This is a genomic window from Streptomyces sp. NPDC002754, assembly GCF_053592315.1.
Map to the genome: position 1 here is coordinate 104,782 of NZ_JBSFVM010000001.1, position 19,457 is coordinate 124,238.

At 68.7% G+C, this 19,457-nt stretch carries 38 protein-coding genes and 2 pseudogenes; 18 read left to right on the forward strand and 22 right to left on the reverse strand.

Going from position 1 to position 19,457, the window contains the following annotated elements; translation table 11 throughout:
* The first annotated feature begins 44 nt into the window (after positions 1-44).
* Positions 45-209, forward strand: coding sequence for a hypothetical protein (locus ACWD2L_RS00545; RefSeq protein ID WP_451186971.1), 165 nt, complete (start codon positions 45-47; stop codon positions 207-209).
* Between the two features lie 58 nt (positions 210-267).
* Here ACWD2L_RS00545 and ACWD2L_RS00550 read toward each other — a convergent pair whose 3' ends face one another.
* The 11 genes from ACWD2L_RS00550 to ACWD2L_RS00600 form a co-directional block, all read right to left on the reverse strand.
* Positions 268-654, reverse strand: coding sequence for a type II toxin-antitoxin system death-on-curing family toxin (locus tag ACWD2L_RS00550; protein ID WP_451187696.1), 387 nt, complete (start codon positions 652-654; stop codon positions 268-270).
* Positions 655-656: 2 nt separating this feature from the next.
* Positions 657-851, reverse strand: coding sequence for a ribbon-helix-helix protein, CopG family (locus ACWD2L_RS00555; protein WP_451186973.1), 195 nt, complete (start codon positions 849-851; stop codon positions 657-659).
* A gap of 40 nt (positions 852-891) precedes the next feature.
* On the reverse strand, positions 892-1,398 hold the full coding sequence (locus ACWD2L_RS00560; RefSeq protein WP_451186975.1) for a DUF5362 family protein: 507 nt from the start codon (positions 1,396-1,398) through the stop codon (positions 892-894).
* 42 nt (positions 1,399-1,440) lie between these two features.
* Positions 1,441-1,911 (reverse strand): DUF4429 domain-containing protein, encoded by a 471-nt coding sequence (locus ACWD2L_RS00565; protein WP_451186977.1) that lies wholly within the window; start codon positions 1,909-1,911, stop codon positions 1,441-1,443.
* Between the two features lie 36 nt (positions 1,912-1,947).
* On the reverse strand, positions 1,948-2,412 hold the full coding sequence (locus tag ACWD2L_RS00570) for a hypothetical protein (protein WP_451186979.1): 465 nt from the start codon (positions 2,410-2,412) through the stop codon (positions 1,948-1,950).
* 461 nt (positions 2,413-2,873) lie between these two features.
* Complete coding sequence (locus ACWD2L_RS00575) at positions 2,874-3,074, reverse strand: hypothetical protein (protein WP_451186981.1); 201 nt, start codon at positions 3,072-3,074, stop codon at positions 2,874-2,876.
* Positions 3,075-3,195: 121 nt separating this feature from the next.
* Complete coding sequence (locus tag ACWD2L_RS00580) at positions 3,196-3,402, reverse strand: hypothetical protein (RefSeq protein WP_451186982.1); 207 nt, start codon at positions 3,400-3,402, stop codon at positions 3,196-3,198.
* Positions 3,399-3,950, reverse strand: coding sequence for a Rad52/Rad22 family DNA repair protein (locus ACWD2L_RS00585; protein ID WP_451186984.1), 552 nt, complete (start codon positions 3,948-3,950; stop codon positions 3,399-3,401). Before ACWD2L_RS00585 ends, ACWD2L_RS00580 begins: the two co-directional genes overlap by 4 nt.
* Positions 3,951-4,186: 236 nt before the next feature.
* Positions 4,187-4,690 carry a hypothetical protein gene (locus ACWD2L_RS00590; RefSeq protein ID WP_451186986.1) on the reverse strand — a complete coding sequence of 168 codons (504 nt, stop codon included), beginning with the start codon at positions 4,688-4,690 and terminating at the stop codon, positions 4,187-4,189.
* Positions 4,687-5,154 carry a hypothetical protein gene (locus ACWD2L_RS00595; protein WP_451186987.1) on the reverse strand — a complete coding sequence of 156 codons (468 nt, stop codon included), beginning with the start codon at positions 5,152-5,154 and terminating at the stop codon, positions 4,687-4,689. Before ACWD2L_RS00595 ends, ACWD2L_RS00590 begins: the two co-directional genes overlap by 4 nt.
* 77 nt (positions 5,155-5,231) lie before the next feature.
* Positions 5,232-5,615: a hypothetical protein gene (locus tag ACWD2L_RS00600; protein ID WP_451186988.1), complete on the reverse strand. Its 384-nt coding sequence runs from the start codon at positions 5,613-5,615 to the stop codon at positions 5,232-5,234.
* 306 nt (positions 5,616-5,921) lie between these two features.
* Here ACWD2L_RS00600 and ACWD2L_RS00605 point away from each other — a divergent pair, with 306 nt between their 5' ends.
* From ACWD2L_RS00605 to ACWD2L_RS00675, 15 genes are all read left to right on the forward strand, one after another.
* On the forward strand, positions 5,922-6,131 hold the full coding sequence (locus ACWD2L_RS00605; protein ID WP_451186990.1) for a hypothetical protein: 210 nt from the start codon (positions 5,922-5,924) through the stop codon (positions 6,129-6,131).
* 65 nt (positions 6,132-6,196) lie between these two features.
* Complete coding sequence (locus tag ACWD2L_RS00610) at positions 6,197-6,415, forward strand: hypothetical protein (protein WP_451186991.1); 219 nt, start codon at positions 6,197-6,199, stop codon at positions 6,413-6,415.
* Positions 6,412-6,657, forward strand: coding sequence for a hypothetical protein (locus ACWD2L_RS00615; RefSeq protein ID WP_451186993.1), 246 nt, complete (start codon positions 6,412-6,414; stop codon positions 6,655-6,657). Before ACWD2L_RS00610 ends, ACWD2L_RS00615 begins: the two co-directional genes overlap by 4 nt.
* Before the next feature lie 62 nt (positions 6,658-6,719).
* The gene (locus ACWD2L_RS00620) at positions 6,720-7,154 is read left to right on the forward strand and encodes a hypothetical protein (RefSeq protein ID WP_451186995.1); all 435 of its coding nucleotides are present in this window, start codon (positions 6,720-6,722) and stop codon (positions 7,152-7,154) included.
* A complete protein-coding gene (locus ACWD2L_RS00625; protein WP_451186997.1) occupies positions 7,151-7,423 on the forward strand; it encodes a hypothetical protein in 273 nt (90 codons plus the stop codon). The genes ACWD2L_RS00620 and ACWD2L_RS00625 overlap by 4 nt, the downstream gene beginning before the upstream one ends.
* Positions 7,420-7,638: a hypothetical protein gene (locus tag ACWD2L_RS00630; protein WP_451186999.1), complete on the forward strand. Its 219-nt coding sequence runs from the start codon at positions 7,420-7,422 to the stop codon at positions 7,636-7,638. Before ACWD2L_RS00625 ends, ACWD2L_RS00630 begins: the two co-directional genes overlap by 4 nt.
* A gap of 104 nt (positions 7,639-7,742) precedes the next feature.
* The gene (locus ACWD2L_RS00635; protein ID WP_451187001.1) at positions 7,743-8,051 is read left to right on the forward strand and encodes a hypothetical protein; all 309 of its coding nucleotides are present in this window, start codon (positions 7,743-7,745) and stop codon (positions 8,049-8,051) included.
* Complete coding sequence (locus ACWD2L_RS00640) at positions 8,048-8,284, forward strand: hypothetical protein (protein ID WP_451187003.1); 237 nt, start codon at positions 8,048-8,050, stop codon at positions 8,282-8,284. Before ACWD2L_RS00635 ends, ACWD2L_RS00640 begins: the two co-directional genes overlap by 4 nt.
* 192 nt (positions 8,285-8,476) lie before the next feature.
* On the forward strand, positions 8,477-8,785 hold the full coding sequence (locus ACWD2L_RS00645; RefSeq protein ID WP_451187004.1) for a hypothetical protein: 309 nt from the start codon (positions 8,477-8,479) through the stop codon (positions 8,783-8,785).
* Between the two features lie 231 nt (positions 8,786-9,016).
* Entirely contained in the window at positions 9,017-9,280 is a 264-nt protein-coding gene (locus ACWD2L_RS00650) for a hypothetical protein (protein ID WP_451187006.1), read from the forward strand.
* A gap of 25 nt (positions 9,281-9,305) precedes the next feature.
* The gene (locus ACWD2L_RS00655) at positions 9,306-9,536 is read left to right on the forward strand and encodes a hypothetical protein (protein ID WP_451187008.1); all 231 of its coding nucleotides are present in this window, start codon (positions 9,306-9,308) and stop codon (positions 9,534-9,536) included.
* 22 nt (positions 9,537-9,558) lie between these two features.
* On the forward strand, positions 9,559-9,834 hold the full coding sequence (locus ACWD2L_RS00660) for a hypothetical protein (protein ID WP_451187010.1): 276 nt from the start codon (positions 9,559-9,561) through the stop codon (positions 9,832-9,834).
* 168 nt (positions 9,835-10,002) lie between these two features.
* Positions 10,003-10,572, forward strand: a complete 570-nt coding sequence (locus ACWD2L_RS00665; RefSeq protein WP_451187012.1) for a tyrosine-type recombinase/integrase — start codon at positions 10,003-10,005, stop codon at positions 10,570-10,572.
* A gap of 43 nt (positions 10,573-10,615) precedes the next feature.
* Complete coding sequence (locus tag ACWD2L_RS00670) at positions 10,616-11,158, forward strand: hypothetical protein (protein ID WP_451187014.1); 543 nt, start codon at positions 10,616-10,618, stop codon at positions 11,156-11,158.
* A gap of 32 nt (positions 11,159-11,190) precedes the next feature.
* Positions 11,191-11,358: a hypothetical protein gene (locus ACWD2L_RS00675; protein ID WP_451187015.1), complete on the forward strand. Its 168-nt coding sequence runs from the start codon at positions 11,191-11,193 to the stop codon at positions 11,356-11,358.
* A 131-nt stretch (positions 11,359-11,489) separates the two neighbouring features.
* On the opposite strand, the gene ACWD2L_RS00680 is transcribed toward ACWD2L_RS00675, so the two are convergent.
* The gene (locus ACWD2L_RS00680; protein ID WP_451187017.1) at positions 11,490-11,864 is read right to left on the reverse strand and encodes a hypothetical protein; all 375 of its coding nucleotides are present in this window, start codon (positions 11,862-11,864) and stop codon (positions 11,490-11,492) included.
* A gap of 111 nt (positions 11,865-11,975) precedes the next feature.
* Here ACWD2L_RS00680 and ACWD2L_RS00685 point away from each other — a divergent pair, with 111 nt between their 5' ends.
* Complete coding sequence (locus ACWD2L_RS00685; RefSeq protein WP_451187019.1) at positions 11,976-12,212, forward strand: hypothetical protein; 237 nt, start codon at positions 11,976-11,978, stop codon at positions 12,210-12,212.
* 250 nt (positions 12,213-12,462) lie between these two features.
* Here ACWD2L_RS00685 and ACWD2L_RS00690 read toward each other — a convergent pair whose 3' ends face one another.
* The 7 genes from ACWD2L_RS00690 to ACWD2L_RS00720 all read right to left on the reverse strand — a co-directional run bounded on the left by ACWD2L_RS00690 (position 12,463) and on the right by ACWD2L_RS00720 (position 16,290).
* Positions 12,463-12,720, reverse strand: a complete 258-nt coding sequence (locus tag ACWD2L_RS00690; RefSeq protein WP_451187021.1) for a WhiB family transcriptional regulator — start codon at positions 12,718-12,720, stop codon at positions 12,463-12,465.
* 132 nt (positions 12,721-12,852) lie between these two features.
* Positions 12,853-13,053 (reverse strand): hypothetical protein, encoded by a 201-nt coding sequence (locus ACWD2L_RS00695; protein ID WP_451187022.1) that lies wholly within the window; start codon positions 13,051-13,053, stop codon positions 12,853-12,855.
* Positions 13,041-13,385, reverse strand: a complete 345-nt coding sequence (locus ACWD2L_RS00700) for a hypothetical protein (protein WP_451187023.1) — start codon at positions 13,383-13,385, stop codon at positions 13,041-13,043. Before ACWD2L_RS00700 ends, ACWD2L_RS00695 begins: the two co-directional genes overlap by 13 nt.
* Positions 13,382-13,582, reverse strand: coding sequence for a hypothetical protein (locus tag ACWD2L_RS00705; RefSeq protein ID WP_451187024.1), 201 nt, complete (start codon positions 13,580-13,582; stop codon positions 13,382-13,384). Before ACWD2L_RS00705 ends, ACWD2L_RS00700 begins: the two co-directional genes overlap by 4 nt.
* Positions 13,579-14,052, reverse strand: coding sequence for a hypothetical protein (locus tag ACWD2L_RS00710; RefSeq protein WP_451187025.1), 474 nt, complete (start codon positions 14,050-14,052; stop codon positions 13,579-13,581). Before ACWD2L_RS00710 ends, ACWD2L_RS00705 begins: the two co-directional genes overlap by 4 nt.
* A gap of 343 nt (positions 14,053-14,395) precedes the next feature.
* Positions 14,396-15,001: a DUF6083 domain-containing protein gene (locus ACWD2L_RS00715; protein WP_451187026.1), complete on the reverse strand. Its 606-nt coding sequence runs from the start codon at positions 14,999-15,001 to the stop codon at positions 14,396-14,398.
* Positions 14,983-16,290: a hypothetical protein gene (locus tag ACWD2L_RS00720; protein WP_451187027.1), complete on the reverse strand. Its 1,308-nt coding sequence runs from the start codon at positions 16,288-16,290 to the stop codon at positions 14,983-14,985. The genes ACWD2L_RS00715 and ACWD2L_RS00720 overlap by 19 nt, the downstream gene beginning before the upstream one ends.
* A gap of 360 nt (positions 16,291-16,650) precedes the next feature.
* On the opposite strand from ACWD2L_RS00720, the gene ACWD2L_RS00725 reads away from it, so the two are divergent.
* A complete protein-coding gene (locus ACWD2L_RS00725; RefSeq protein ID WP_451187029.1) occupies positions 16,651-16,968 on the forward strand; it encodes a helix-turn-helix domain-containing protein in 318 nt (105 codons plus the stop codon).
* Positions 16,969-17,366: 398 nt separating this feature from the next.
* Here the strand turns inward: ACWD2L_RS00725 and ACWD2L_RS00730 are convergent.
* The 3 genes and pseudogenes from ACWD2L_RS00730 to ACWD2L_RS00740 form a co-directional block, all read right to left on the reverse strand.
* Positions 17,367-17,957, reverse strand: a pseudogene (locus ACWD2L_RS00730) (GTP-binding protein); the annotation flags it as partial.
* Positions 17,950-18,183: pseudogene (locus ACWD2L_RS00735) on the reverse strand (GTP-binding protein); the annotation flags it as partial. The pseudogenes ACWD2L_RS00730 and ACWD2L_RS00735, both read right to left, overlap by 8 nt.
* A gap of 146 nt (positions 18,184-18,329) precedes the next feature.
* Positions 18,330-19,448 (reverse strand): Nickel transporter NicT, encoded by a 1,119-nt coding sequence (locus ACWD2L_RS00740; RefSeq protein ID WP_351330453.1) that lies wholly within the window; start codon positions 19,446-19,448, stop codon positions 18,330-18,332.
* Between the last annotated feature and the right edge of the window lie 9 nt (positions 19,449-19,457).

Genomic DNA, 19,457 nt, shown 5'->3' on the forward strand with positions numbered 1-19,457 from the left:
CCGTTTACAGTGGGCGCCCAGAGACGATCAAAGAGGGGGCCGCGGTGGCGGTGAATCCGGCGACGGGATGCGGGTGCACCATGTGCACGGGCGAGATCTTCAACGACGAGCCGGTACGCGCTCCGCGCGTGCCCGAGCGGCCCGCCACCGACGCCGAGGCCCGCGGCCGGCCTGCGTTGCGGCTCGTCGTCGACAACACCCGCCGCTGAACGCAGATCGCCCTCGTCCGGCGGACGGGGCGAGGGCGGATGAGCGAGGAGGCGGCAGTTATGCGGCCGGGAACCAGACGGCGAGCTGTTTGGCGATCGTGGGCACTTCTAGGCCGCCCTGGGCGACGTCGATAACGAACGGCTCGGCGGCGTCGGCGTCCGGGTAGCCGGGGCGCGTCGCGGGGGCTCCGTTGAAGCGCAGGAAGGCGATGCAGCACAGCCACGCGGTGCGCTTGTTGCCGTCGACGAGCGCGTGATTGCGCGCGAGGGAGTGCAGGAGCGCGGCGGCCTTCTCGTGGAGCGTGGGGTAGGCCTCGGTGCCGAATACGTCGGTCTTGGGGCGCTCGATGGCGGAGACGAGGAGGCCGACGTCACGGACGGCGTGGTCGCTGCCCGTGATGCGTGCGGCGACCGCCTGTACCTCGTAGAGCTTGAGGTAGCGCACGGTCACTGGAGGCGGTCCAGGGTCTCGGCCTGCGTGAACATGAGTTCGTCGAGGAGCGTGTGGATGCTCATTTCGGCGCGCTCGTTGGCCTCGTCGATGGCTTCCAGGATGAGGTCGTGCTTGCTGCGGCCCTCGCGCTCGGCCCGGTCGGCAAGCGTGCGGTCGGTCTTCTCGGGGAGTCGGAGGTTCAGAGCCATACCGAGATGGTACCACGGCAGTACCACGCTACCGGGTGGGCTAGCCGACGTCCTTCGCGTACAGGCGTCCGGTCTCGTCCGCCCAGACGGACACACGCCGGTAGATGGTGCTCGGGCCGCCGGAAGCCATCCCGGCCGCTCCGGACGCGGCTCCCAGCCCACCGGCTGCGGCGCCGCCGCCGAACATCGCCACAGCGGCCATGATCATCGGGATGCCGAAGACGGCACCGATGATCGTGAGGCACAGCAGGACCCCGAGGAGCATGAGGAACACGCCGCCGATCATCGACAGGACGCCGATCCCGCCCACAGCTACGCCTCCGGCCTTGGCCATGTTCCCCGTGGTGTCACTCTTCTCGGTCTGGGACTGAATCAGGGCGGCGCCGGTCTGCCGGTGGACCACGGTCCAGCCGTGCGCGGCCTGCTGGCCGATGAACCGTTCTATCTCCTGCTCGATCCGCTCCGGGCTTGCCGGTTCTCCGAAGCCGTCGAAGACGGTGCGGGTCTCGCGGGCGGGGCCCCAGGTCTGGGCCGTCGTGATCGTCATGGTGGCGTGCCTCGCTGTGCGGGGAGGGTTGATCAGGCGGGGTTAGAGGGTGGCGAGGATGCGTGCCTTGGCGGTGGCGAACTCCTCGTCGGACAGGACACCGGCTGTGTGCAGCTCGGCGTACTTCGCGAGTTCACCGGCTCCCGACGCGGCGGCGGGGGCGGTGGGGGTCTGGTGTGCGGCGATGGCGTCGTCCACGGCCTTGCGGATCGCCTCGAACGCGGCGGTTTCCTTCTTCGGGAACACGACGGCGTTTTCGTCGTTGACGGCGTCGTAGGTGGCAAGGCCGAGGCGGTGGTGTTCGGCGCGGGATGCGACGTGTCCGGCGATGGTGAAGCCGATGAACCCGCCCATGATGCGGCCCGCGTCCTTCCACCGCACGGCAGTGATCTGGCTTACGGGGATGCGCTTGTCGCCTTGTCCGCGAGTGAAGCTGCGTGTGCGGGTGATCTCGACGTATGCGCCGTCGAAGGTGAGGGTGCAGTCTGCGCCCCTGGCGTGCATGACCGGCATGGCGGGGGGGGTCCTTCGGGTGGGGGAGGGCGGGGCTTAGGCGGGGGTGAAGGTGGCGGTCCAGTCGCCATCGGCCATGGCGTCGATGTAGTAGGCGCCGTCGAGGTCGTAGGCGTGCGTGGTCGTGCTGCCCGAGGCGCTGATGTTGTTGACCAGCTGGTTCATGTCGAAGTCGTCGCCCTGGAGGGTGAGGATCATGTTCGACTCGGTCCCGCCGAGCGTGTTCCCGGACCATGTGATCTTGACCTTGTAGTCGCCGTTGAGGTCGACCTTCTTCGTCTTGTTCGTGCCGTGCCCGGAGAGGGTGACGGGCTTGGCCTCGGTCTTCTCCTCGGCGGGCGCGGCCTTGGCCGCCGGGGCGACCTCCTCGGACGCGGACTTCTTCGGGGCGCTGCTGCTGTCCGTGCTGCCGTTGCAGGCGGTGAGGGCGAGAGCGGCGGTGGCGAGGCCGGCCGCGGCGAGGGTGATGCGGGTGCGGCGGCGGGTGGTGGTGGCGTTCATGGTGGGGGTTCCTTGCGGTGTGGTGGTGGAGGGGTTTTTCGGTAAGCCCAACGTAAGTGTGTGCGGGCTTAGTTGGTCAGGGGCGAACGCCCCGAATGGGGTGGTCGAAGGTCCCTTCGGTCAACTTCGATACTTGACAGGCGCATGACTTGACGGTGTGTCCGTCGCTGAGACCTGGGGGTCTTGTGCGTCAACGAAGCGTGGACGCCCGCCCGGATGGGTGGTCATGTGGGCCCGGCGCATCCGTTTCGCGCGGGCCGGGTTGTACGTCGTACAGGCAGGCGAGCGAACGCCGTGGCGATGCGGGTGCACACCCGGCGGCGGTTCCGTTGTCCTGTCTCGGGCCCCGCCGTCCGTCCTCGATACCGGGCGGCGGGGCCGCGTGCGCGGCGCAGTGCGGCGGCTTGCCCTGGTGCGGGAGCCGGTCGGTGCACTGCGCCCCGCCGTGGGTGGGGCCTGGCTCACGCCTCGCAGGGGCGGCCGATCAGGCAGAACGGCGCGAGGTCGTCCGGGCAGGTGCACCGCATGGCGTCCAGCTCGGCGTCGGTATACATCGTCCCGGCGCCGTGTTCGCCTCGCAGGATGGGGCGGGGGTCGTAATTGAAGGACATTGCGGCGCGGTCGCCTCGGCGGATTCCGTCGCGGTAGTCGTAGTCGTACATCGGGGGTTCCTTTCGGCGTGCGGGGCGGTGGTGGGCGCCCCGTTCGTTCTGAGTAGAACTCTACACCATTAGGTTCACGCTGTCACCTTTGGGGGGTGTGGCCCGCCGCACGGCCCCGGCCCTACTCCTCCACCCCGAGGTGCTCCGCGATCCGGTCCAGCTTCCGCCCTTGCTCCGCGATCACATCCGCCTGCGCCGACAACGACCGCAGCAACGCCGACAGTTCGGCCGACTTCACGGGAATCCACGCGGGCTGTTGCTCGCGGTCCTCGGCGGCACGGTCGGCCGCCGCCGCGGTTGCGGCGGCGGCGTCCTCGGTGAAGCTCACGCGGCCTCCTGCTGCTGCTCGCCTCGGACCGGCTCATCGCGCACGTTCGGAGCGGTGCCGTGCACGTCCAGTGTGGCCTGAACGACCGGCTGAACGGTCCCGTTGTCGAGGAGGCGCCCGCCGCCGTCGTACAGGGACAGCCCCAGACCATCACCGAGGTTCGTCGCGGCCCTTTTAAGGGCTTGTGACTCCGACGTCTTGATCGCCTGATCATGCGCGTCGCCGAGCGACTTCTGATTGGCCGCGTCCCCGGCCGCGTACTCCTCGAAGAACGCGAGCCGGTTGCCGTGCGGATCGAAGATCTCCAGGCGCAGCTTCGTGCGGTAGATGACCGTCCAGCGCGAGCGGCCGTCGGTGGTGGCCGCCGGGTGCTCGATCTCGCGGACGAGCTGCGTGTCATTCGTGTACGACCAGCCGCCGAACCCGAAATAGCGCAGAAGTGTGCGCCTGATGTCCCAGGCTTCGAGGTGATTGAACCCCTTCGCGTCTTGCCGTACGCGGCGGGCGTCGAGTGGGCGTAGGAGGTAGTCCCGTTGCAGGGCGTTCAATCCTCGGGGCGTAGGCCCGGTAGGCTGGGTCGTGGAGTTCCTTTCGGGAGTCTCGGTCGGCTGCTCTTCTGTGGTGGATCGAGTGGCATGAGTTGTCATGGCTCGGGTGACCGTTTCTCTCAGGGTTCTTTCGGTACGGATGGCCGGCCTTCCACGTGGGGGCCGGTCTTCCTTTTTTGCGGGCGGTGGTGGGCGCCCGTTCTGGGTTTTACTCTACCCCAAGTAGGTTCACGCTGTCACCTTTGAGGGTCGGCGGGTAGGTCGTAGTCGATGCCCTGCGCGTCGGCCCACGCGGTGAGCCTGTCCACGCGCCACAGAGGGCGAGTCATGAGGTGCCGGTCAGGATCGGTTGGGAAGCCTCGTATGCCTTGCACCATCCACCGGTAACTGACGGCGGCCGTCGAGCGCTTGCCGGGGACGCCGAACATCGTCAGAACCTCTTGCCGCGCCAGCAGCAGCGTTCCGTCGGTGTCGTAGTGCGGGCCCTGGGGAAACCACCGGTGTGCACCTACGCCGCGCGAAGTGGGGACAGGGCGGCCGTCGGCGTCCAGCTTGCCCGCCGCCTTGGCCCCGGCGATGACCTGCGACCGGAACCAGACATAGGCTCGGCCGACCTTCCCGGCCGGGGGTCCAAACATCCTGGTCCTGGCCCACGCCTGCACCGTCGACTCTGCCGTACCGGGGAAGATCTCTGCCGTTATCTGTTTGATCTTCATTGCCGGATCGTCGTTGCTCGTCACGCTCGTTTTGCCTTGTCGTTGAACGGGCGGCGGACCCGCTTCGCGACATCGCGAAGCGTGGACATGTGCCACGCCGGGTACTTCCCCGTGATCTCTGGCTCATCGCCGCCCTTGGGGAGCACTCGCCGTGTCACCCACTGATGTACGCCCGCATGGTCCATGCCGAACATCGCCGCGACGTCGGGTACGAAGTACAGGCGCTTGCCCGTAGCGGGGGAGTCGAACGGCAGGGGGATCGGCCGAGTGGGCCGGATCTCCTCCTTGCGCTCGACGGGCCGCCCCCGGCCGTCGAGGTACCCGAGCAGTCGGCCGGCCTCGATGGCAGCCTTACGTGTGTATCTGGGGCGGGCGGCGCCGGGGTTGACCGGCTCGCCGAGCTTGTCCGTGTGTCGGCCCGCGGTGGCGTGGGACACGCCCCACAACCGCGCGATCTGGCTTGGAGACATGGCCTCGTCGGCTGGCATTAGGTGCAACTCCCCCTGTCGTGGAAATGTGCACCTAACTTTACTTAGCGTGGCCGACCGCTGCTCTACGAGCACGGTCACGTATCCCGCCGCCCCTTGTTGTGGGGGACGTTCAGTAGCCGTGCCCCCTGGTCGGCGTGCGCAATGATCGCTTCACGCTCGGCGGCACGTAGCTCCGTTTTGTCGTCGATTCCGGAACGCAGAATGATCATCACGGGCTGCATCTTGTAGCGCCACAAGTGGCGCAGCCAGGTACCCAGAGGTCTGGAGTCGTGGAATGGCAAGCCCTTCGCCTTCAGATCTCGGCGGCGAGCCTCCCCGGCCGCGCTGTACCTGTACTCGGCGAACCGCTTGGCAGCAGTCCTGGTAGTGGAACCGATGTAGCGGATTTCTCCGGTACGGGGATGAGCGAGCGCGTACACGATTCCTCTCGCCTGACTGCTGTGTCGGGGTTCGGTCATAGCGCGCACTCCGGCGAGCAGTAGTGGGGGTCCTCGTCGGGGCCCGGATCGAACCAGACCCCGCACTCACGGCAGGGGTTCCAGTTGTCCATGAGGGGTTCCTTCCGGTGTGGGGCGGTGGTGGGCGCCCCGTCGTTCTTTCATCAAACGTATATGCGGACGGGTCGCAGATACAAGTCTGGTGAACAAATGTGACCCATGCCGCAAGTGTTCATCAGACTTGCATTGCGAGGCGGTGTGTGTGTAAGTTTGATGAAAGAACGACGGGCCGTCCACCACCGGCCCCCACCGAAAGGAACCCCTGAAATGCTGCTGATCACCCGCGCCGCCGACGACATCGAACTCACCGAGTGCGCCGACTCCGGCTGCGAGTTCGTCTGCATGGCGGACGAGCGTGAGGACCTCGGCTGGGGCCAGGACTTCAACGGCGACTGGCTCTGTGAGGCCGATCTTCATGCGTGGGCGGATGCCCTCGGCCTGCCCCTGTCCCCGCGCCGCCGTCCGGCCGCCGTCTGACCGTCCCCCCGCGTGCCGGGCGCTGCGGCGCCCGGCCTGGCCGGCGACCCCCGGAAGGCCCCCTCATGGCTCTGTACCGCCCGCATGAAGTGAACTGCGGACACTGCAACGAACCCCAGGACACCCGCGTCGACGACTTCAACGGAGCCGTCTATACCGACGGTGTCCTCACGCTGACCGTGGACCCGTGTATGCGCTGCGAGGTGCACGCGTACGGCGACAGGGACCGGTGTGACGACGACTGCCCCGAGTGCGCCGAGAACGACGGGGAGGGCGACGCGTGAGCGCCACGGCGTGGATATCTGTGCTCGTGTGCAACGCGTACGACGACGGCACGGAGATCATCACCACCGACACTGCGACCGTCCCGGCCCCGCAGGGCGGGGACGCCTGGTCGGACTGGTGGCAGGAGCACGTGTTCCCCCTCACCGGCACCGGCCACCCCCAAGGGAACGCCGTCCATGAAGTCTGGATCACGGACTCGGACGTCCCGGACCTGGTCGGCCTCACCCATGAGTTCGGCTGAGACGCACTGTCAGTGCCGCCCGGCACCCTGATCAACACACCCTCGATCGAGAGGAATCAGCCATGCGTATACCCGACCCGCACACCCAGGACTTCCGTGACTACGCCGACACGGTCACCGCGGCCCCGCCGTCCGTGGCCCGTGCGATGACGGACGCGATGATCGCGCGAGGCCAACTGCACTCCTGGCGCGTGATCGCCGAAGCGGCGCGCGACTCCGTGCGTCTGCACCGTGCCCTGTCGCTGGTGTGGGACGACTTCAGTAACGGGCCCGAGCTGCTGGCCGAGGCCGAGCGGGACGCCGCGCGGGCGGCGGCTGTGGTCGAGTACGAGCAGCGCGCCCACGCGGCCGGGGTGCGTAACCGTGCGGCCCTGTGTGTGTGCGGGCACTCGGGCTCGGTCAAGCACGCGTCCGCGCTCGCCGAGGGCGACCGGCTTCCGTGCATGACGGACGGGTGCCGGTGTGACGACGTCGAGTACGCCGAGGCTGCCGTATGAGCGGCACGGGGTACGGCTACCGGCTGAACGACGGCCGCGAGATCCTCGTGCACGTCGTGGCCGCGGACGGCTGGCGGGAAGCGTACGGCGGCGGGTGGACGGCGCTCGCGATGTGCGGGGCCGGGCTCGACCGTGAGGCCGGGTGGCCGGGCGAGGGGCAGAAGTGGTGCCGCCGGTGCACGGATTCGACGTATCGCTACCTCGGCGAGGCGCGCGTGTGGCCGGTCGGTTCGTTCGAGCAGCGGGGGCCGTCGGGGGTGGCGGCGTGAGCAGCGGGCCGAGGCACTACCGGGTGTTCGTGGTCGAGACGCGGACGGTCGAGGTGGAGGTGTACGGGGCGCGGGACGATCTCGACGCCCAGGGCGTGGCGGAGCGGGTGGCGGGGGGTGAGGTGGTCGAGGGGGGCGGTGTCTTTCGTCGTCATCCTGTGCGGCGTGCGGCGTCGACGACGTGTTGGATCGACAACCCGAACCGGTTGGGGTGATGGGGTCCACCCCCCTAAAGGTGACAACATGAACCTAAATGTGTAGAGTGGGAACCACGAAGAACGGGGCGTCCACCACCGCCCCACACCGAAAGGAACCCGCCATGAACGAGCGTCAGAGCTGCACCGTCTGGGTCTGCGTCGACTGCATCCACCACCACGCGAACGGCGAGTGCGGCGGCTGCCACGCCCCCGAGGGGCACGAGGGCGGCGAGCCGCTGAACAAGCTGGACCCGCGCAACACCGCCATGGGCATGATGCGCTCCGAGCACCGCGGCGAGAACTTCTGCGGCGACGTGGTCGAGTGCGACTGCGAGACGGACACGTTCAGCCGGTCCGCCTGTGACGGATGCGGCAGCAGCCTGCACGGCGAGCGCCACGCGATGACTGTGTTCGAGGAGGTGGCCGCGTGAGCGCCGGGGGGTGGGTCAAGGTCATGGCGGGCATGTACCGGCGCACCGCCTCCGGCTACACCGCGAGCGCCGCGCGGGATGACGGGACGGGCCGGTGGGGCTATCACTGTCAGCGTGACAGTGCTCCGGCGCTCACGAAGGTGATCGGGTACGGCGAGGCGGGCACGCTGCGGGATGCGAAGCGCGAGGCTGCCGCGCTTATCCGCGTCTACCACTCGGGGCGCCCGGTGTGATGTACCCCACCCCCCTCAAAGGTGACAGCATGAACCTAGATGGGGTAAAATGGATATGGAGCCTAAAAACGGGCCAATCGGTGTGGCCTACGCCGCACCCCTTTGAGGTGACAGAATGAACCTAATGGTGTAGAGTTCTACTCAGAACGAACGGGGCGCCCACCACCGCCCCGCACACCGAAAGGAACCACCGTGAACGCCACCACCACCCACTACGTGACCCTCGTCCCCGGCAACTACGGCCGCGAGTCGCGCGGAGTCTTCCGCACCGCTGGCCCCGGCTTCCACAACCCCGAGTTCCGTCACAAGGTCTGCGCCTACAGCGACGGCACCGTCCGCCTGTCGGCCGTCGCGAGCGTCATTGCCGCCCGGCCGATCGAGCGGGCGCCGGAGCTGGGTACGGTGCGCATCGGGGACACCGTCGAGATCGAGGGCATGGGGGTCTTCCGGGTGACGCGCAAGGCGTTGTCGGATCCGCACCTGGTGCCGGTCGAGGGCTGAGGGCCCGGCCTCCGGGGGCCCCTCCGGGGGCCCCTTCGGGGGCCCGGGGGCGGGGGTCCTTCGCGTCTCCGTCGCGTGTCGTGTACCTGTCAAGTTTTGAGGTCATGACCATGTCAAGAATCGAGTCTGTCCCACCGCGCACCCAAAGGTGACAGGGTGAACCTTTGTGGGGTAGGGTGGAACCAGAACGACGGGGCGTCCACCACCGCCCCACACCGAAAGGAACCCGCCATGACGAACACCGACGGCCCCCGCATGATCTTCGCCCGCGCCTACCGGGACGGCCGGATCGTCGCCGGACACTCCGTCGCCCTTGAGCCGGACTTCGACGAAGCCACCATCGGCTATGAAGCCTTCGCGCAGGCCCTCGCCTCGGTCGCCCGCAAATCCTTCTACTGGGCGCCGGACGAGCCCCTCGACGTCGCCATATGGGTCGGCCCCCTCGCCCCCCTCAAGGGCGCCACGCCGAAGCATGCACGCCGCATTGCCTGCTGACCAACCCTCAAGAAAGAGGCACCCCGTGACCATCAGGAAGCGCGACGGCCGGCCCCTGCGCCTGTACGGGCTGGCCGAGGCCGCCGACCATATGGGAGTGCAGAAGCAACCCGCCCAACGCGCCCTCAAGCAACCCGGCGCCCCGGCGCCGATCGCCGAGCTGCGCATGGGCTCGGTGTGGGACGCCGACGAGGTCGAGGCGTGGGCCGCGACCCGCAGGACGCGTCCCAGTACGCGCAGGCCGCTGACCGAATGAACCGAACCTGAGGGAGCCCCGTATGACCGAGCAGCCGAACCCGGAACTGCGCCGCACGCTGGCGTTCCTGGACGAACACGCCATCATCGCCAGTCCCGTCAGTGAGTACGACGAGGGCCGGGGTGAGTGGATGTACCGGTGGACGCTGCCCGCCGCCGGGGTCGACTCCCCGCCGATGACGGAGGCCGAGACGCTGGCGTATGCGGCCGGGGCCCTCGCTACGGCGGACATGGTTGCCGGGCTCGCCCCTGGGCAGGTGGCCGCGTTCGTCGAGGCGTGCCGGGCGGGTGTCGCCTGACTGGGTGGGGGGTGAAACCCGGGGGGTGAAATCCCCCCACCCGGCCGCTACTGTCCGTGCACGACTGATTACGTATTACAGGCACGAGACAGTACAGAGCTTCCCCGTGAAGCGGGGGTGCGAGAGGGTGAACTTTGAGGTCACAGCCCTCTGGATAGCCTGTGGGGCATGCCTTCGACGCCGAATCCGACTCATCCCGCGGTGCCCTTCGATGTTGCCGAGCGTTGTTGGCGGCTCGTCGTCGACGAGGCTCAAGGCAAGGGTGCGAAGCCGGAGGATGTGCGTCTCGCCGCGGTGGTGACGCTGGCCCGTTGCTCGAACGGCCGGGCGCGTGTGGGGGAGTTGTACGCGCTCACTGTCGACGACCTCGACCTTACGGCGGGCCGGGTGACGGTGGAGCACCGGCGTCCGGGGCCCGCGGCCGGCCGTTCCTATGAGCAGACGTATCTGCTGGGCGAGGACGCGGTCACGGTCCTGGCCCGGTGGATGGCCGTGCGGGAGCGGGTGCAGCACGGGCCGATCGAAGGCGACCGCGTCCGCGCACTGTTCGTCACGGTGCGGGCCGCGCACCGCCCCGACGGGAGCCTGCATCACGTGGGGATGCCGATCCACCCGTCGGGCATGTCCCGCTCGTGGGACCGGCTCATCGGTCGCCTGAACGCCCGCCACGCAGGAGAGGAGGGTTTCCCCCTCCCGCGCCGGTTCGAACAGCTACGGCGCGCCTGGGCAGGCCGTTAGCCTGCAACCACCCTCAACACCCTCACCCCGCTTGGAGCCAATCGTGGGAGCCGTTCAGCCGCAGCTCGCCGAAGCCGTGCCGTACAGCGTCGAGATGCGGGGCGAGTCGTTCTATCTCCGGTCCTGGCACGAGACGAGTGAGGCCGTACACGTGCCGCGCCGTGACGGTCAGGGCGTTCTCGTCCTCGCCGTCGGCGACCTGCCCGCCCTGCACACCGCGCTGCTCCAGGCGCAGGCGTGGGTGCGGGAGAACATGCCGCGCCCGGTGCCCGGTTGGAAGCCGGGGATTGTCGAGTGGATGCTGTACGAGACCGGCGACCATGAGGCGGAGATCTCCGGGCCGTGGGTCGGCGGCCTGTACGTGAGCGCGGCCGGGCCCGCCGACGAGCCCCGCATGCAGGTACAGGCCGAGATCAGTTACGCGGACATGCCCGGCCTCGTCGCCCTCGTCGGCCGCACCCTGCGCCACGCACTGGACGGAGACGGCATGGTGACGGGCGGCGACGGGTCCGAGGGCAACCCGTTCATCCTCGACCCCAACGGCCGCGCATTCGAGGCGGATCCTCGTAGCGAGGGGGGCCGGTGACCGGCCGATACTTCTGGCCTGCGGGGCGCAGGATGCACCACACCACCTGTCCCGTCCTGCAACGCGTCGCCGACGGCGACGAGCCGTCGTGGACGAGGCCCGAGGAATGCCTCACCGCCGACGAGGCGCGCGCACACCTCGCGTTGTTCTCCTCGCCCCGTATCTGCCTGGAATGCACCGGGCCTTGGCCCACCTACTGAAACCGGCCACCTTGGCGGGATCACGCCGCTACTGTGATCGTGCGAGCCGAGGTGCGCGGGCATGTCCCCCGGCTGCGTTCAGAGGGACCGGCACCGGGCCCCGAATCCCGGTGCCGGTCCCGTCCCCGCCGTTAGCGGCCCTCTTTCGCCTTCCGCTTCACGTTCACGCACTTACGGCACTGTGCTTCGTGGCCGCGCGCATGCTGGCGGCTTGAGGTGCGGTTGAAGTCCGGCCACCGCTTGAACACCCCGCACGCCGTGCACACCCGGCCCTCGTCGCCCACGCGGTAGCGGGTATTGGTGCGGACGGCCGGCCACTGTCGGGGCATGTCCGGGTTGTTGCGCAGGAGGATCATGCGCTTGGAGCGGCACGGCCCGCACTGGCGGCGCCGGTAGGGGCTGTTGGCGCCCACCTTCGCGAACGCGGTGATCGGCTTGGTCTGGCCGCACAGTACGCACTGGCGTTCCGTCTCGACGGTGGCCTCTGCCTGGTCGCCAGTGAACATTGTTGCTACTCCTCGCGTGTGCGTGTGACTCTCGTCGTGAGAGACAGGGGATTTCGGATGCTTCGTTATGCGATAGGGCAATGCCCGGAGTGCGGGCGTCAGGATGTAGCGGTGACCAGTGGCGCGCGCATGTGGCGGCACGATCATGCGGCACAGCGGCGGGTGGTGTGTCCGGGCGTCGGGCGCCCGGCGGCGAACATCGTTCCGCGCCAGTTGGAGTTCACCGCCGAGCAGCTCCGTCTCGTCGATCTCGTCGACGAACACGGCGCCCTGGTGGCGTTCGGTGTCCCGGTCGATGAGACGGCGGTGGATGATCTTTTCTCGTCGGCGGGATTGCTGCCCGCCTGAACTGGCGGGTAGGTTCCGTGCGTTCACCGCGTGAGGGTGGAACGGGGTCCCCTGGACAGGGGACGGCGAGGGGGCCCCGTTCCCGCTTGACCGGCAGGGGTGGGGGTTTGTGGGTGGGGGTTTGCAGACCAACCGGCCCACATGAAGTAGCCCCCATCCCCTGCTCGCCACCAACACCCTAAGCGGTTGGCTGGTTCCCGTCAGTGACTTCGAACGAATGAACCGAACGGACACCGCAATGCCCGCACGGTCACTGACTCCGGCGCGGCTTGCGCGGCGGCGGCCGTTGCCCACGGGTACGGTTCTGGCCGCCCCAGATGCCGTGCCGCTCGTCGCCGTCCTCACCCGCCTGTCGGCACTCGCGCCGGTACCGGCACCGCCCGCAGACCGTCAGCGCCAACCGGTGATCACTCTCGCGGCGCCCCGGATCGGGGAACCACAGATCGGGGTGCGCCGAACACGGAGGCGCGGGCTCGTCGGGGTCGTCGTACACACGCCGCTGCACCATGCGCTTGCCTCCCTGAAAGTTGGGGTAACCGGTCGCGGGGGCGCGGGTCCGAGGGATAGCGGCCGACCGGGGTCATGTGTGGGGTTCCTTGGGGTCGCGCCATGCGGTCGGGGGCCAGTGGACGAGCAGCGTTCAGGGCTCCGCCTGCGGCCCGATGGCGGCCTGCGCCAACGCCTCGGGGAAGGCGTGTCCGCCCGCGATCGCTTCGAGGACGTCGCGGTACAGCATCCATTCGTGTGTGTGGATGGCCTGACAGGTGGCGAGGGTGTGGTCCTGGCTCGTTTCTATGTGCTGTCGGCGGGCGTCTATCAGCTCGGGTGTCAGTCGTGGCATGGGTTCTCCAGGCTGGTGCGGCACTGCTCGCAGAATCGTTTCTGCGCGTGGGTGCGCGGGGTGTGCTCGGCGTGCGGGCGCAGGAACGTGCGGCCGCACGCTGTGCGGCGTGTGTGGCCGTCGGCGGCGGCCTCGCCGGTCGCGGCATGAATGCAGGCGTCGGGGCTCGCGCCGAGGGTGACGCGGGCGGGGAACTGGCCGTCGATGATCCGCAGCACCGGCCGCAGATCGGACACCCGTACGGTGCGTTCGCGGGTCCGCTCGACGAGGCGCTGCCACCGGGTGGGGCGCGCGTGCCGTGCGCGCGTACGCGGACTCTGGGATGCAGTCACGGCGCTACCTCCCCGGCGTCGCCGGTGCCGGTGATCGCTACGCGGCAGATCTCGTCGGCTATCGCGTCGAGCAGCTCGACGAGCGAGGCCAGTATGCCGGGGTCGCCGGGCTCGTACTCGGTGACGCCCACGATCGACTCCATGGGCGGACGGTCGGGGCAGTGACGGGTCAGGGTCACCGTCAGGGCGTGATTCATCCGGTCCCCCTCTCGCCGACCTCGTCTTCCCGGTAGCGGGGCAAGTCCTCGACGGCGGCCCGTTCCTCGGCGCGCGAGACGGGCGGACTGGGCGGCGTCGGCTGTTCCTCGTCCTCGGCCAACTCCACCTCCAACTCCTCGACGATCTTCTGGAGTTCGTCGGCGAGCTGACCGTGGGGGAGTCCGGCGGTGAACGCGGTGACCTCCGCGGTGTCGGATTCGCCGGGGCGGACGAGGACGGCGCCGAGGGCTTCGCGGCCGTCGATGATGACCGGGTCCCCGGCCGGGGTTCCGGCGTCGTTGCGGAACCGGACGGTCAGGCCGCGCAGCAGTTCGAGGAGTGTCCTCGGCGACACGGCGGCGGTCCGGGTGATCTCGACGGCGAGGCCGGTCGCGGGGTACGGCTGGCGTCGGAAGATCACGGAGGCGACTGCGTCGTCACTGCTTATCGGCTGGCTGGTGGTTGGCACGAGTAACTCCTGTCGAGGCGGCTGCCGTTCGAACCGTTCCGAGTGAAGCTTGGCCTCTCGCCCCCCTCGTTACACGGGATTCCATCGTCTTGTTGACGCTTCGTCTACCGAATCCGGTAGGCGCTCGGCTGAGAGAAACAGGTAGGGATCGTCGCTGGTCAGGCGACACCCCAGGGCTTCACCCGTTTGCCAGCCGGATGCATGGACTTCCACGGGATTTATGGCGGACGGGGGGCGTGAGCGTGCCGGGACGCGCCAGGGCCGCTACGGGATCCTGTTCGAATATCTGTCTCGGCTCCCCACAGCTCACCGCAGCAGAAAGCGCGGCGAGAGCAACGGCGGGTCATGAGGCCTCCCGTCGTCGGCGGCGGATCGCGAGGGCGCGCCACATGTCACGCAGCCCTGGGTGTTCGGGCTCGGGGCGTGCGGGGCAGACGGCGTGATGCGGGATGCGCACCCATCCGTCGCCCCGGCCCGGGTAGACGAGCCCGTACAGAAGCTGCCGGTGGAGCTGGGCGGGTATGTGGCGTGCCGGATACTCGCCGGGTTGCAGCGCCGTGGGCATGTCGTGGTCCCCGCCGGTACGCCGCAAGTCGATGGGTGTCCGGCAGTGCGGGCAGGGGCGTATGAGGCCCTTGGCGGGTATCTCTCGGTCCTCGGCCGGGTCGTACAAAGTGATCGCCGGTTGCCCCGCCGGAACGGGCTCGACGGCGATCGGCTCCACATACGAGCGGCTCAGGCTCTGGCGGGCCTCGAACTCAAGTTGGCGTGCCTTGCGCCGCTCACGGTCACGGTGACACTTGGGGCAGGGGCGGGCGTACGAGTTCAGAGCCAGATGCTCGGTGGTGGTGTGGGCTCCGTAGCCCATCATCACGAGCCGTTTCGCGTGCTGACAGTCGGGCCGGTGGTAGACGTTGCTACGCCGGTTGATCACGAGATCGTCTGCCATCGGCCCTTCCTTTCCTCGAAATCGATCACGTTGTCTTCGCTGTCGCCGTCGCCCTCGATGACCGGCGGCGGCAATGTGTCCTGCGGCGGCGGCGGGCCCGGACGGCCGGCGCCCTTGTGGACGACCCAGGCGGCCCGCTGCATCGCGGCCCGGCACTCGTCGCACAGTCCGTCCTCGGGGACCTCCGCGCCGCGCTTGAACGGCTTGCGGCAGGTCTCGACGGCGCACTCGGCGAGGTCGTCGGCGCGCTCGGCGTTCAGGCCACGGTCGGGCGGGACGAGGCCCTCGGCGCGTGCACGGCGGCGGGCGGCGAGGTGGTCGACGCACAGCGGGCAGTCGGCGCCCGTGTCCACGTTGGCGCCGTCCTCGCACCGGGCATCGGCGCAGGCGCCTTCACGCAGCAACGCCATGGCGACACCGACGCCGGTATCGAGGCCGGGGCCGTCGGCGGAGTGCGCGGCGTCCTCGTAGCCGTGGTCGACCCACCGCCGCTCGATGCGGTCGATGAGCTGCTCGGTGCTGCGTACGCGTAGCTGCTGGTCGATGAGATCGGCCAGAGGCACCGGCGGGCGTTTGGGCAGCGGCCGGGCAGCGTGGGTCCGCAGCTCGACGGGCAGCGCCCTGAACACCAAAACCCGGGGGCTCACGTCCGGACGCGGCGCAGCCGCATCGACTCCATCCTCTGGTGAGACGCCAGCGAGGCCCTGCGGGCGCCCGGAGGGGTGCGCCTGTTCTTCTTTGGTCTTCTGGTTGTTGTTCTTCTTATGTGTGCGATTTGCCGCCGGTGGATTCTTGGACGCTGGCTCTGACCTGCGGTTTTGCGTGCAAGGTGCCGTGTCGGCAACTGGCCCGTGGCTCTGACCTGCGGTTTTGCGTGCAAGCTCGTCGGCGTCTGGAGCGGACGACCAGAGGTCGGTTTCTGGACGCTGGCTCTGACCTGCGGTTTTACGTGCAAGGTCGTAGCGGTCCGGGTCGTCGGTGATCCGCCATTCCTCGTCGCCGTACGTGCCATCGGTGTTCCGGTGCTTCTCACGGGCGAGGTACCCGAACGTCTCAAGTTCCTTGAGCGCGGTCCGGATCGCGGCGCGGCCCTCGGGGCCCGTGGTCATGAGGAACTCGACGGTGATGACGCGGCCGTCCTGATGGGATGCGATCTCCCCCAGGAGCCCGCGGGCCCGGCGGCTGATCCGCTTGTCCCGGTGGGCCTTGTTGGCGAGCTTCGTGAAGTGGCTTTCGGGGGATGGCGTACGTCTGATGCCCCCAAGGAAGTCACGGCCCCAGCCGATCACGCGCGCACCCCACGGACGCCCGCAGCGGCCCGTGCGGCAGAAGTTGCCACGGGCATGCAGGGGGCGCATGTGTGCGCCGTCGGGGTGTGGGGGTGGGGGGTCATGCCGCAACCATAGACATGGACACTTCGCAGAATCAAGTACGGCTTAACACCGCTCTGCCAGTCTTCCAAAGCGCTAGCGTGGCTTCATGTTGCAGCGCACCGAGCCCGGGTCGTGACAGGGGTGGCGGTTGGGGTGGCGCGGGGTGGCGAAGTGGCGAACTAAATACTGACGGCAACGGGTTGGAACATCAAGCCTGACTTAAGCGAATCAGGCCACAGCTTTAAGATTCACAACAGAAACGTTAGGATGAGCCACATGCAGACCAACCCGATCTACCGCGCTGGGACGAACGCCAAGTTCTCCATGTCCATGCGTGCCGCCGTCGTCACGGCCGAGCTGACTCTCGGGGCCTTCGCTCCACTGCTCGGTGTCAGCTCGACGTCCGTCAGCTACCGCGTGAATGGGAAGGCGCCGTGGCGCCTCGAAGACATCGACAAAATCGCCGACGTGTTCGACATCCCCCCGACTCAAATGCTCGCCGGACCCGGCGAGTGGCTGAACAGCATCAATCCGGCCAATGTTCAGGCCCGCCTGAAGGCCGTAAGTCCCCGACCTGGGGATACGGACACGTAGGCACTCCTGAGTGATCGGGCGCGTGCGGGTTGACGAGCCACTTTATCGTTCCGATTGGGCCGTTTTGCGCGCGAGTTGCCACAACGGCGCGGCGGACGCGTGTACGAAGCCGGGGCGGAGGCCCGGACGGGCCCGCCATTCGCGGCTCCCCCTTCTGCGAACAGCGGGCCCGGGCTCGGCCTCGACCGCGCGCCGCTGCGGGAGGACGAGGGCACGGGAGGCTCGATACCGCAGCATCTCAGCGCGCGGCTCGCGGCGGACGGGGCCAAGGGGCCCTACCGGTGGGCCGAATGGCCCGGATTCGCCCGCCCCCTCCCGTGTGGCACCCCACCGGCGTCACGGCCTCGGGGCTCTGCCCCGGACCCCGCGGGCTCTCGTCCAAAGGCCGGGCTTGATCCGTGGTCCGTGCGGGAGCGGCGCGGGGCGCCCTCGCGGACCGGGGCGTAGTGGTCGAAGGCGGCCTCCAGGGCGCCCTCGCCCCGGGTGAGGGACGGCAGTTGCTGCTCCAGGGCGCGCACCCGGGCCGCGGGGGTCAGCCCGTCGACCGTGGTCCATGCCCCGCCGTCCGTGCGTTGCCCCGTCGGCACGGCCCGCAGTCGGGTGATCAACGACAGTACCGCTCCGTACAGGTCGGCCGGGATGTCCAGGCGGAAGTGGTGCATCGGTTCGCACACCGCCGTGCCCGCGCGCGTGAGTGCGCTCATCAGGACCAGCGGGGTCAGCCCGCGGAAGTCGCCCGCCGTGCTCGACATCGACTTGTCGAAGACGGCGTGCGCGTGGCTCTGTCGCGGCGCGTATCCGGAGTGCGTCAGCGTCACCGTGCAGTCGGTGACCTGCCAGCAGAGCATTCCCTGGCGCAGCGTCCTGTGCACGGCCTCCTCGATGGCCTTGATGAAGGCCAGGGGGAGGGAGCCGAGTTCGATGCCGAGCCGAAACGCGACGCCCGAGCCGATCGGCGCCGGGTCGACCCGCAGACCGATGGTGGCCAGGCGTGTCCACGAGGTTGACGTTCGTGCCGGCCACCGGGAACGACACCACGGCCGACTTGATGGTGATGCCGCGCCGGCGCTCCAGGTCGAGGGAGTCGGTGCGGGTGCTTCCGTCGTCGACGCGGCCGAGCTCGTCGATCACCCCGGCCGTGTGCAGGAGGCGCTCGGTCAGGCTGGTCTTACCGGCGTCGACGTGCGCGAGAATGCCCAGATTCAGAGTGTGCACTGACAGTCATGTCCATGGGGGAGAGGGCAGGGGCCTTCTGAAGGAACATGTCTGTCGTGCGCATGGATCGGTCCTCACGGTAGGGGCGCGCGGGAATGCCGCTGCGATCAGTGCAGCAGTGGACCGCGCGCGCCCCGGCAACCGAATTACGTGCCGTCGGCCATCCTCGCCGACCACCGCTGCTCGACCCTCGCCAGGCGCCAGTAGGCGATCGCCGCGACCCACACGACCACGAACAGGCCCACGATCACGTACCCGACGTTGTCGAGGTCGAGACCGGCGATCCACCCGGTGACGGCGTCACTCAGGTCGAGCTTGTCGTGCAGGACGCCGACGAGTTCGATCGTGCCGATGAAGAACGCCACCGCGATCGACAAGCCGGTGATGGTGAGGTTGTAGAACACCTTGCGCACAGGGTTGGAGAACGCCCACTGGTAGGCGAAGTTCATGAACGTGCCGTCGAGCGTGTCGAACAGGCTCATGCCCGCGGCGAACAGTAGCGGCAGGCACAGGATCGCGTACCACGGCAGGCCCGCCGCCGCGCCGCTGCCGGCCATCACCATCAGCGTCACCTCGGTCGCGGTGTCGAAGCCGAGACCGAAGAGGAAGCCGAGCGGGAACATCTGTCCCGGCCGGGTGATGGACTTGGTGAAGCGGCCGAGGATCCGGTTCATGAAACCGCGGGAGTCCAGGTGCTCCTCGAGCTTCCGCTCGTCGTACGAGCCCGCGCGCATCGCCTTGAAGACCTTCAAAATGCCCATCAGGGCAACGAGGTTGAGCGCCGCGATGAGGTACAGGAACGTACCGGACACGGTCGTGCCGACGACGCCGAGTACCTGGTGGGTGCCCGAGTTGTCGTTCAGCAGGGTGCCGGCGAGCGCAGCGCCGCCCGCGACCAGCGCCGCCATCGCGACCACCACGCTGGAGTGGCCGAGCGCGAACCAGAAGCCGACCGAGACGGGCCGCTTGCCGTCCGCCATCAGCTTGCGGGTGGTGTTGTCGATGGCCGCGATGTGGTCGGCGTCGAAGGCGTGCCGCATGCCGAGCGTGTACGCCGTGATGCCGAGGCCGATACCGAAGGCCTTGTTGCCCACTTCGTAGTGCTCGGGGACGACGAGCAGGAACAGCACGCCGAACGCGACGACGTGCAGCGCGGCGATCACCGCGATCAGGCCGGCCGTGCGCAGCGTGTCCTCGCGGCGCCAACGGAAGGCAGGGGAGGGGGAATTCAGGGCAGGGTTCGGGGAGTTCCCGGGCAGGGTCATGCGTCGATC

Bases quoted from the DNA above. Each gene is read 5' to 3' on its own strand.
- ACWD2L_RS00555 (WP_451186973.1), bottom strand. From the start codon at position 851: ATGGCTCTGAACCTCCGACTCCCCGAGAAGACCGACCGCACGCTTGCC.
- ACWD2L_RS00560 (WP_451186975.1), bottom strand. From the start codon at position 1,398: ATGACGATCACGACGGCCCAGACCTGGGGCCCCGCCCGCGAGACCCGC.
- ACWD2L_RS00565 (WP_451186977.1), bottom strand. From the start codon at position 1,911: ATGCCGGTCATGCACGCCAGGGGCGCAGACTGCACCCTCACCTTCGAC.
- ACWD2L_RS00570 (WP_451186979.1), bottom strand. From the start codon at position 2,412: ATGAACGCCACCACCACCCGCCGCCGCACCCGCATCACCCTCGCCGCG.
- ACWD2L_RS00575 (WP_451186981.1), bottom strand. From the start codon at position 3,074: ATGTACGACTACGACTACCGCGACGGAATCCGCCGAGGCGACCGCGCC.
- ACWD2L_RS00595 (WP_451186987.1), bottom strand. From the start codon at position 5,154: ATGCCAGCCGACGAGGCCATGTCTCCAAGCCAGATCGCGCGGTTGTGG.
- ACWD2L_RS00600 (WP_451186988.1), bottom strand. From the start codon at position 5,615: ATGACCGAACCCCGACACAGCAGTCAGGCGAGAGGAATCGTGTACGCG.
- ACWD2L_RS00605 (WP_451186990.1), top strand. From the start codon at position 5,922: ATGCTGCTGATCACCCGCGCCGCCGACGACATCGAACTCACCGAGTGC.
- ACWD2L_RS00610 (WP_451186991.1), top strand. From the start codon at position 6,197: ATGGCTCTGTACCGCCCGCATGAAGTGAACTGCGGACACTGCAACGAA.
- ACWD2L_RS00620 (WP_451186995.1), top strand. From the start codon at position 6,720: ATGCGTATACCCGACCCGCACACCCAGGACTTCCGTGACTACGCCGAC.
- ACWD2L_RS00625 (WP_451186997.1), top strand. From the start codon at position 7,151: ATGAGCGGCACGGGGTACGGCTACCGGCTGAACGACGGCCGCGAGATC.
- ACWD2L_RS00635 (WP_451187001.1), top strand. From the start codon at position 7,743: ATGAACGAGCGTCAGAGCTGCACCGTCTGGGTCTGCGTCGACTGCATC.
- ACWD2L_RS00650 (WP_451187006.1), top strand. From the start codon at position 9,017: ATGACGAACACCGACGGCCCCCGCATGATCTTCGCCCGCGCCTACCGG.
- ACWD2L_RS00660 (WP_451187010.1), top strand. From the start codon at position 9,559: ATGACCGAGCAGCCGAACCCGGAACTGCGCCGCACGCTGGCGTTCCTG.
- ACWD2L_RS00665 (WP_451187012.1), top strand. From the start codon at position 10,003: ATGCCTTCGACGCCGAATCCGACTCATCCCGCGGTGCCCTTCGATGTT.
- ACWD2L_RS00675 (WP_451187015.1), top strand. From the start codon at position 11,191: ATGCACCACACCACCTGTCCCGTCCTGCAACGCGTCGCCGACGGCGAC.
- ACWD2L_RS00680 (WP_451187017.1), bottom strand. From the start codon at position 11,864: ATGTTCACTGGCGACCAGGCAGAGGCCACCGTCGAGACGGAACGCCAG.
- ACWD2L_RS00690 (WP_451187021.1), bottom strand. From the start codon at position 12,720: ATGGTGCAGCGGCGTGTGTACGACGACCCCGACGAGCCCGCGCCTCCG.
- ACWD2L_RS00695 (WP_451187022.1), bottom strand. From the start codon at position 13,053: ATGCCACGACTGACACCCGAGCTGATAGACGCCCGCCGACAGCACATA.
- ACWD2L_RS00705 (WP_451187024.1), bottom strand. From the start codon at position 13,582: ATGAATCACGCCCTGACGGTGACCCTGACCCGTCACTGCCCCGACCGT.
- ACWD2L_RS00715 (WP_451187026.1), bottom strand. From the start codon at position 15,001: ATGGCAGACGATCTCGTGATCAACCGGCGTAGCAACGTCTACCACCGG.
- ACWD2L_RS00725 (WP_451187029.1), top strand. From the start codon at position 16,651: ATGCAGACCAACCCGATCTACCGCGCTGGGACGAACGCCAAGTTCTCC.
- ACWD2L_RS00740 (WP_351330453.1), bottom strand. From the start codon at position 19,448: ATGACCCTGCCCGGGAACTCCCCGAACCCTGCCCTGAATTCCCCCTCC.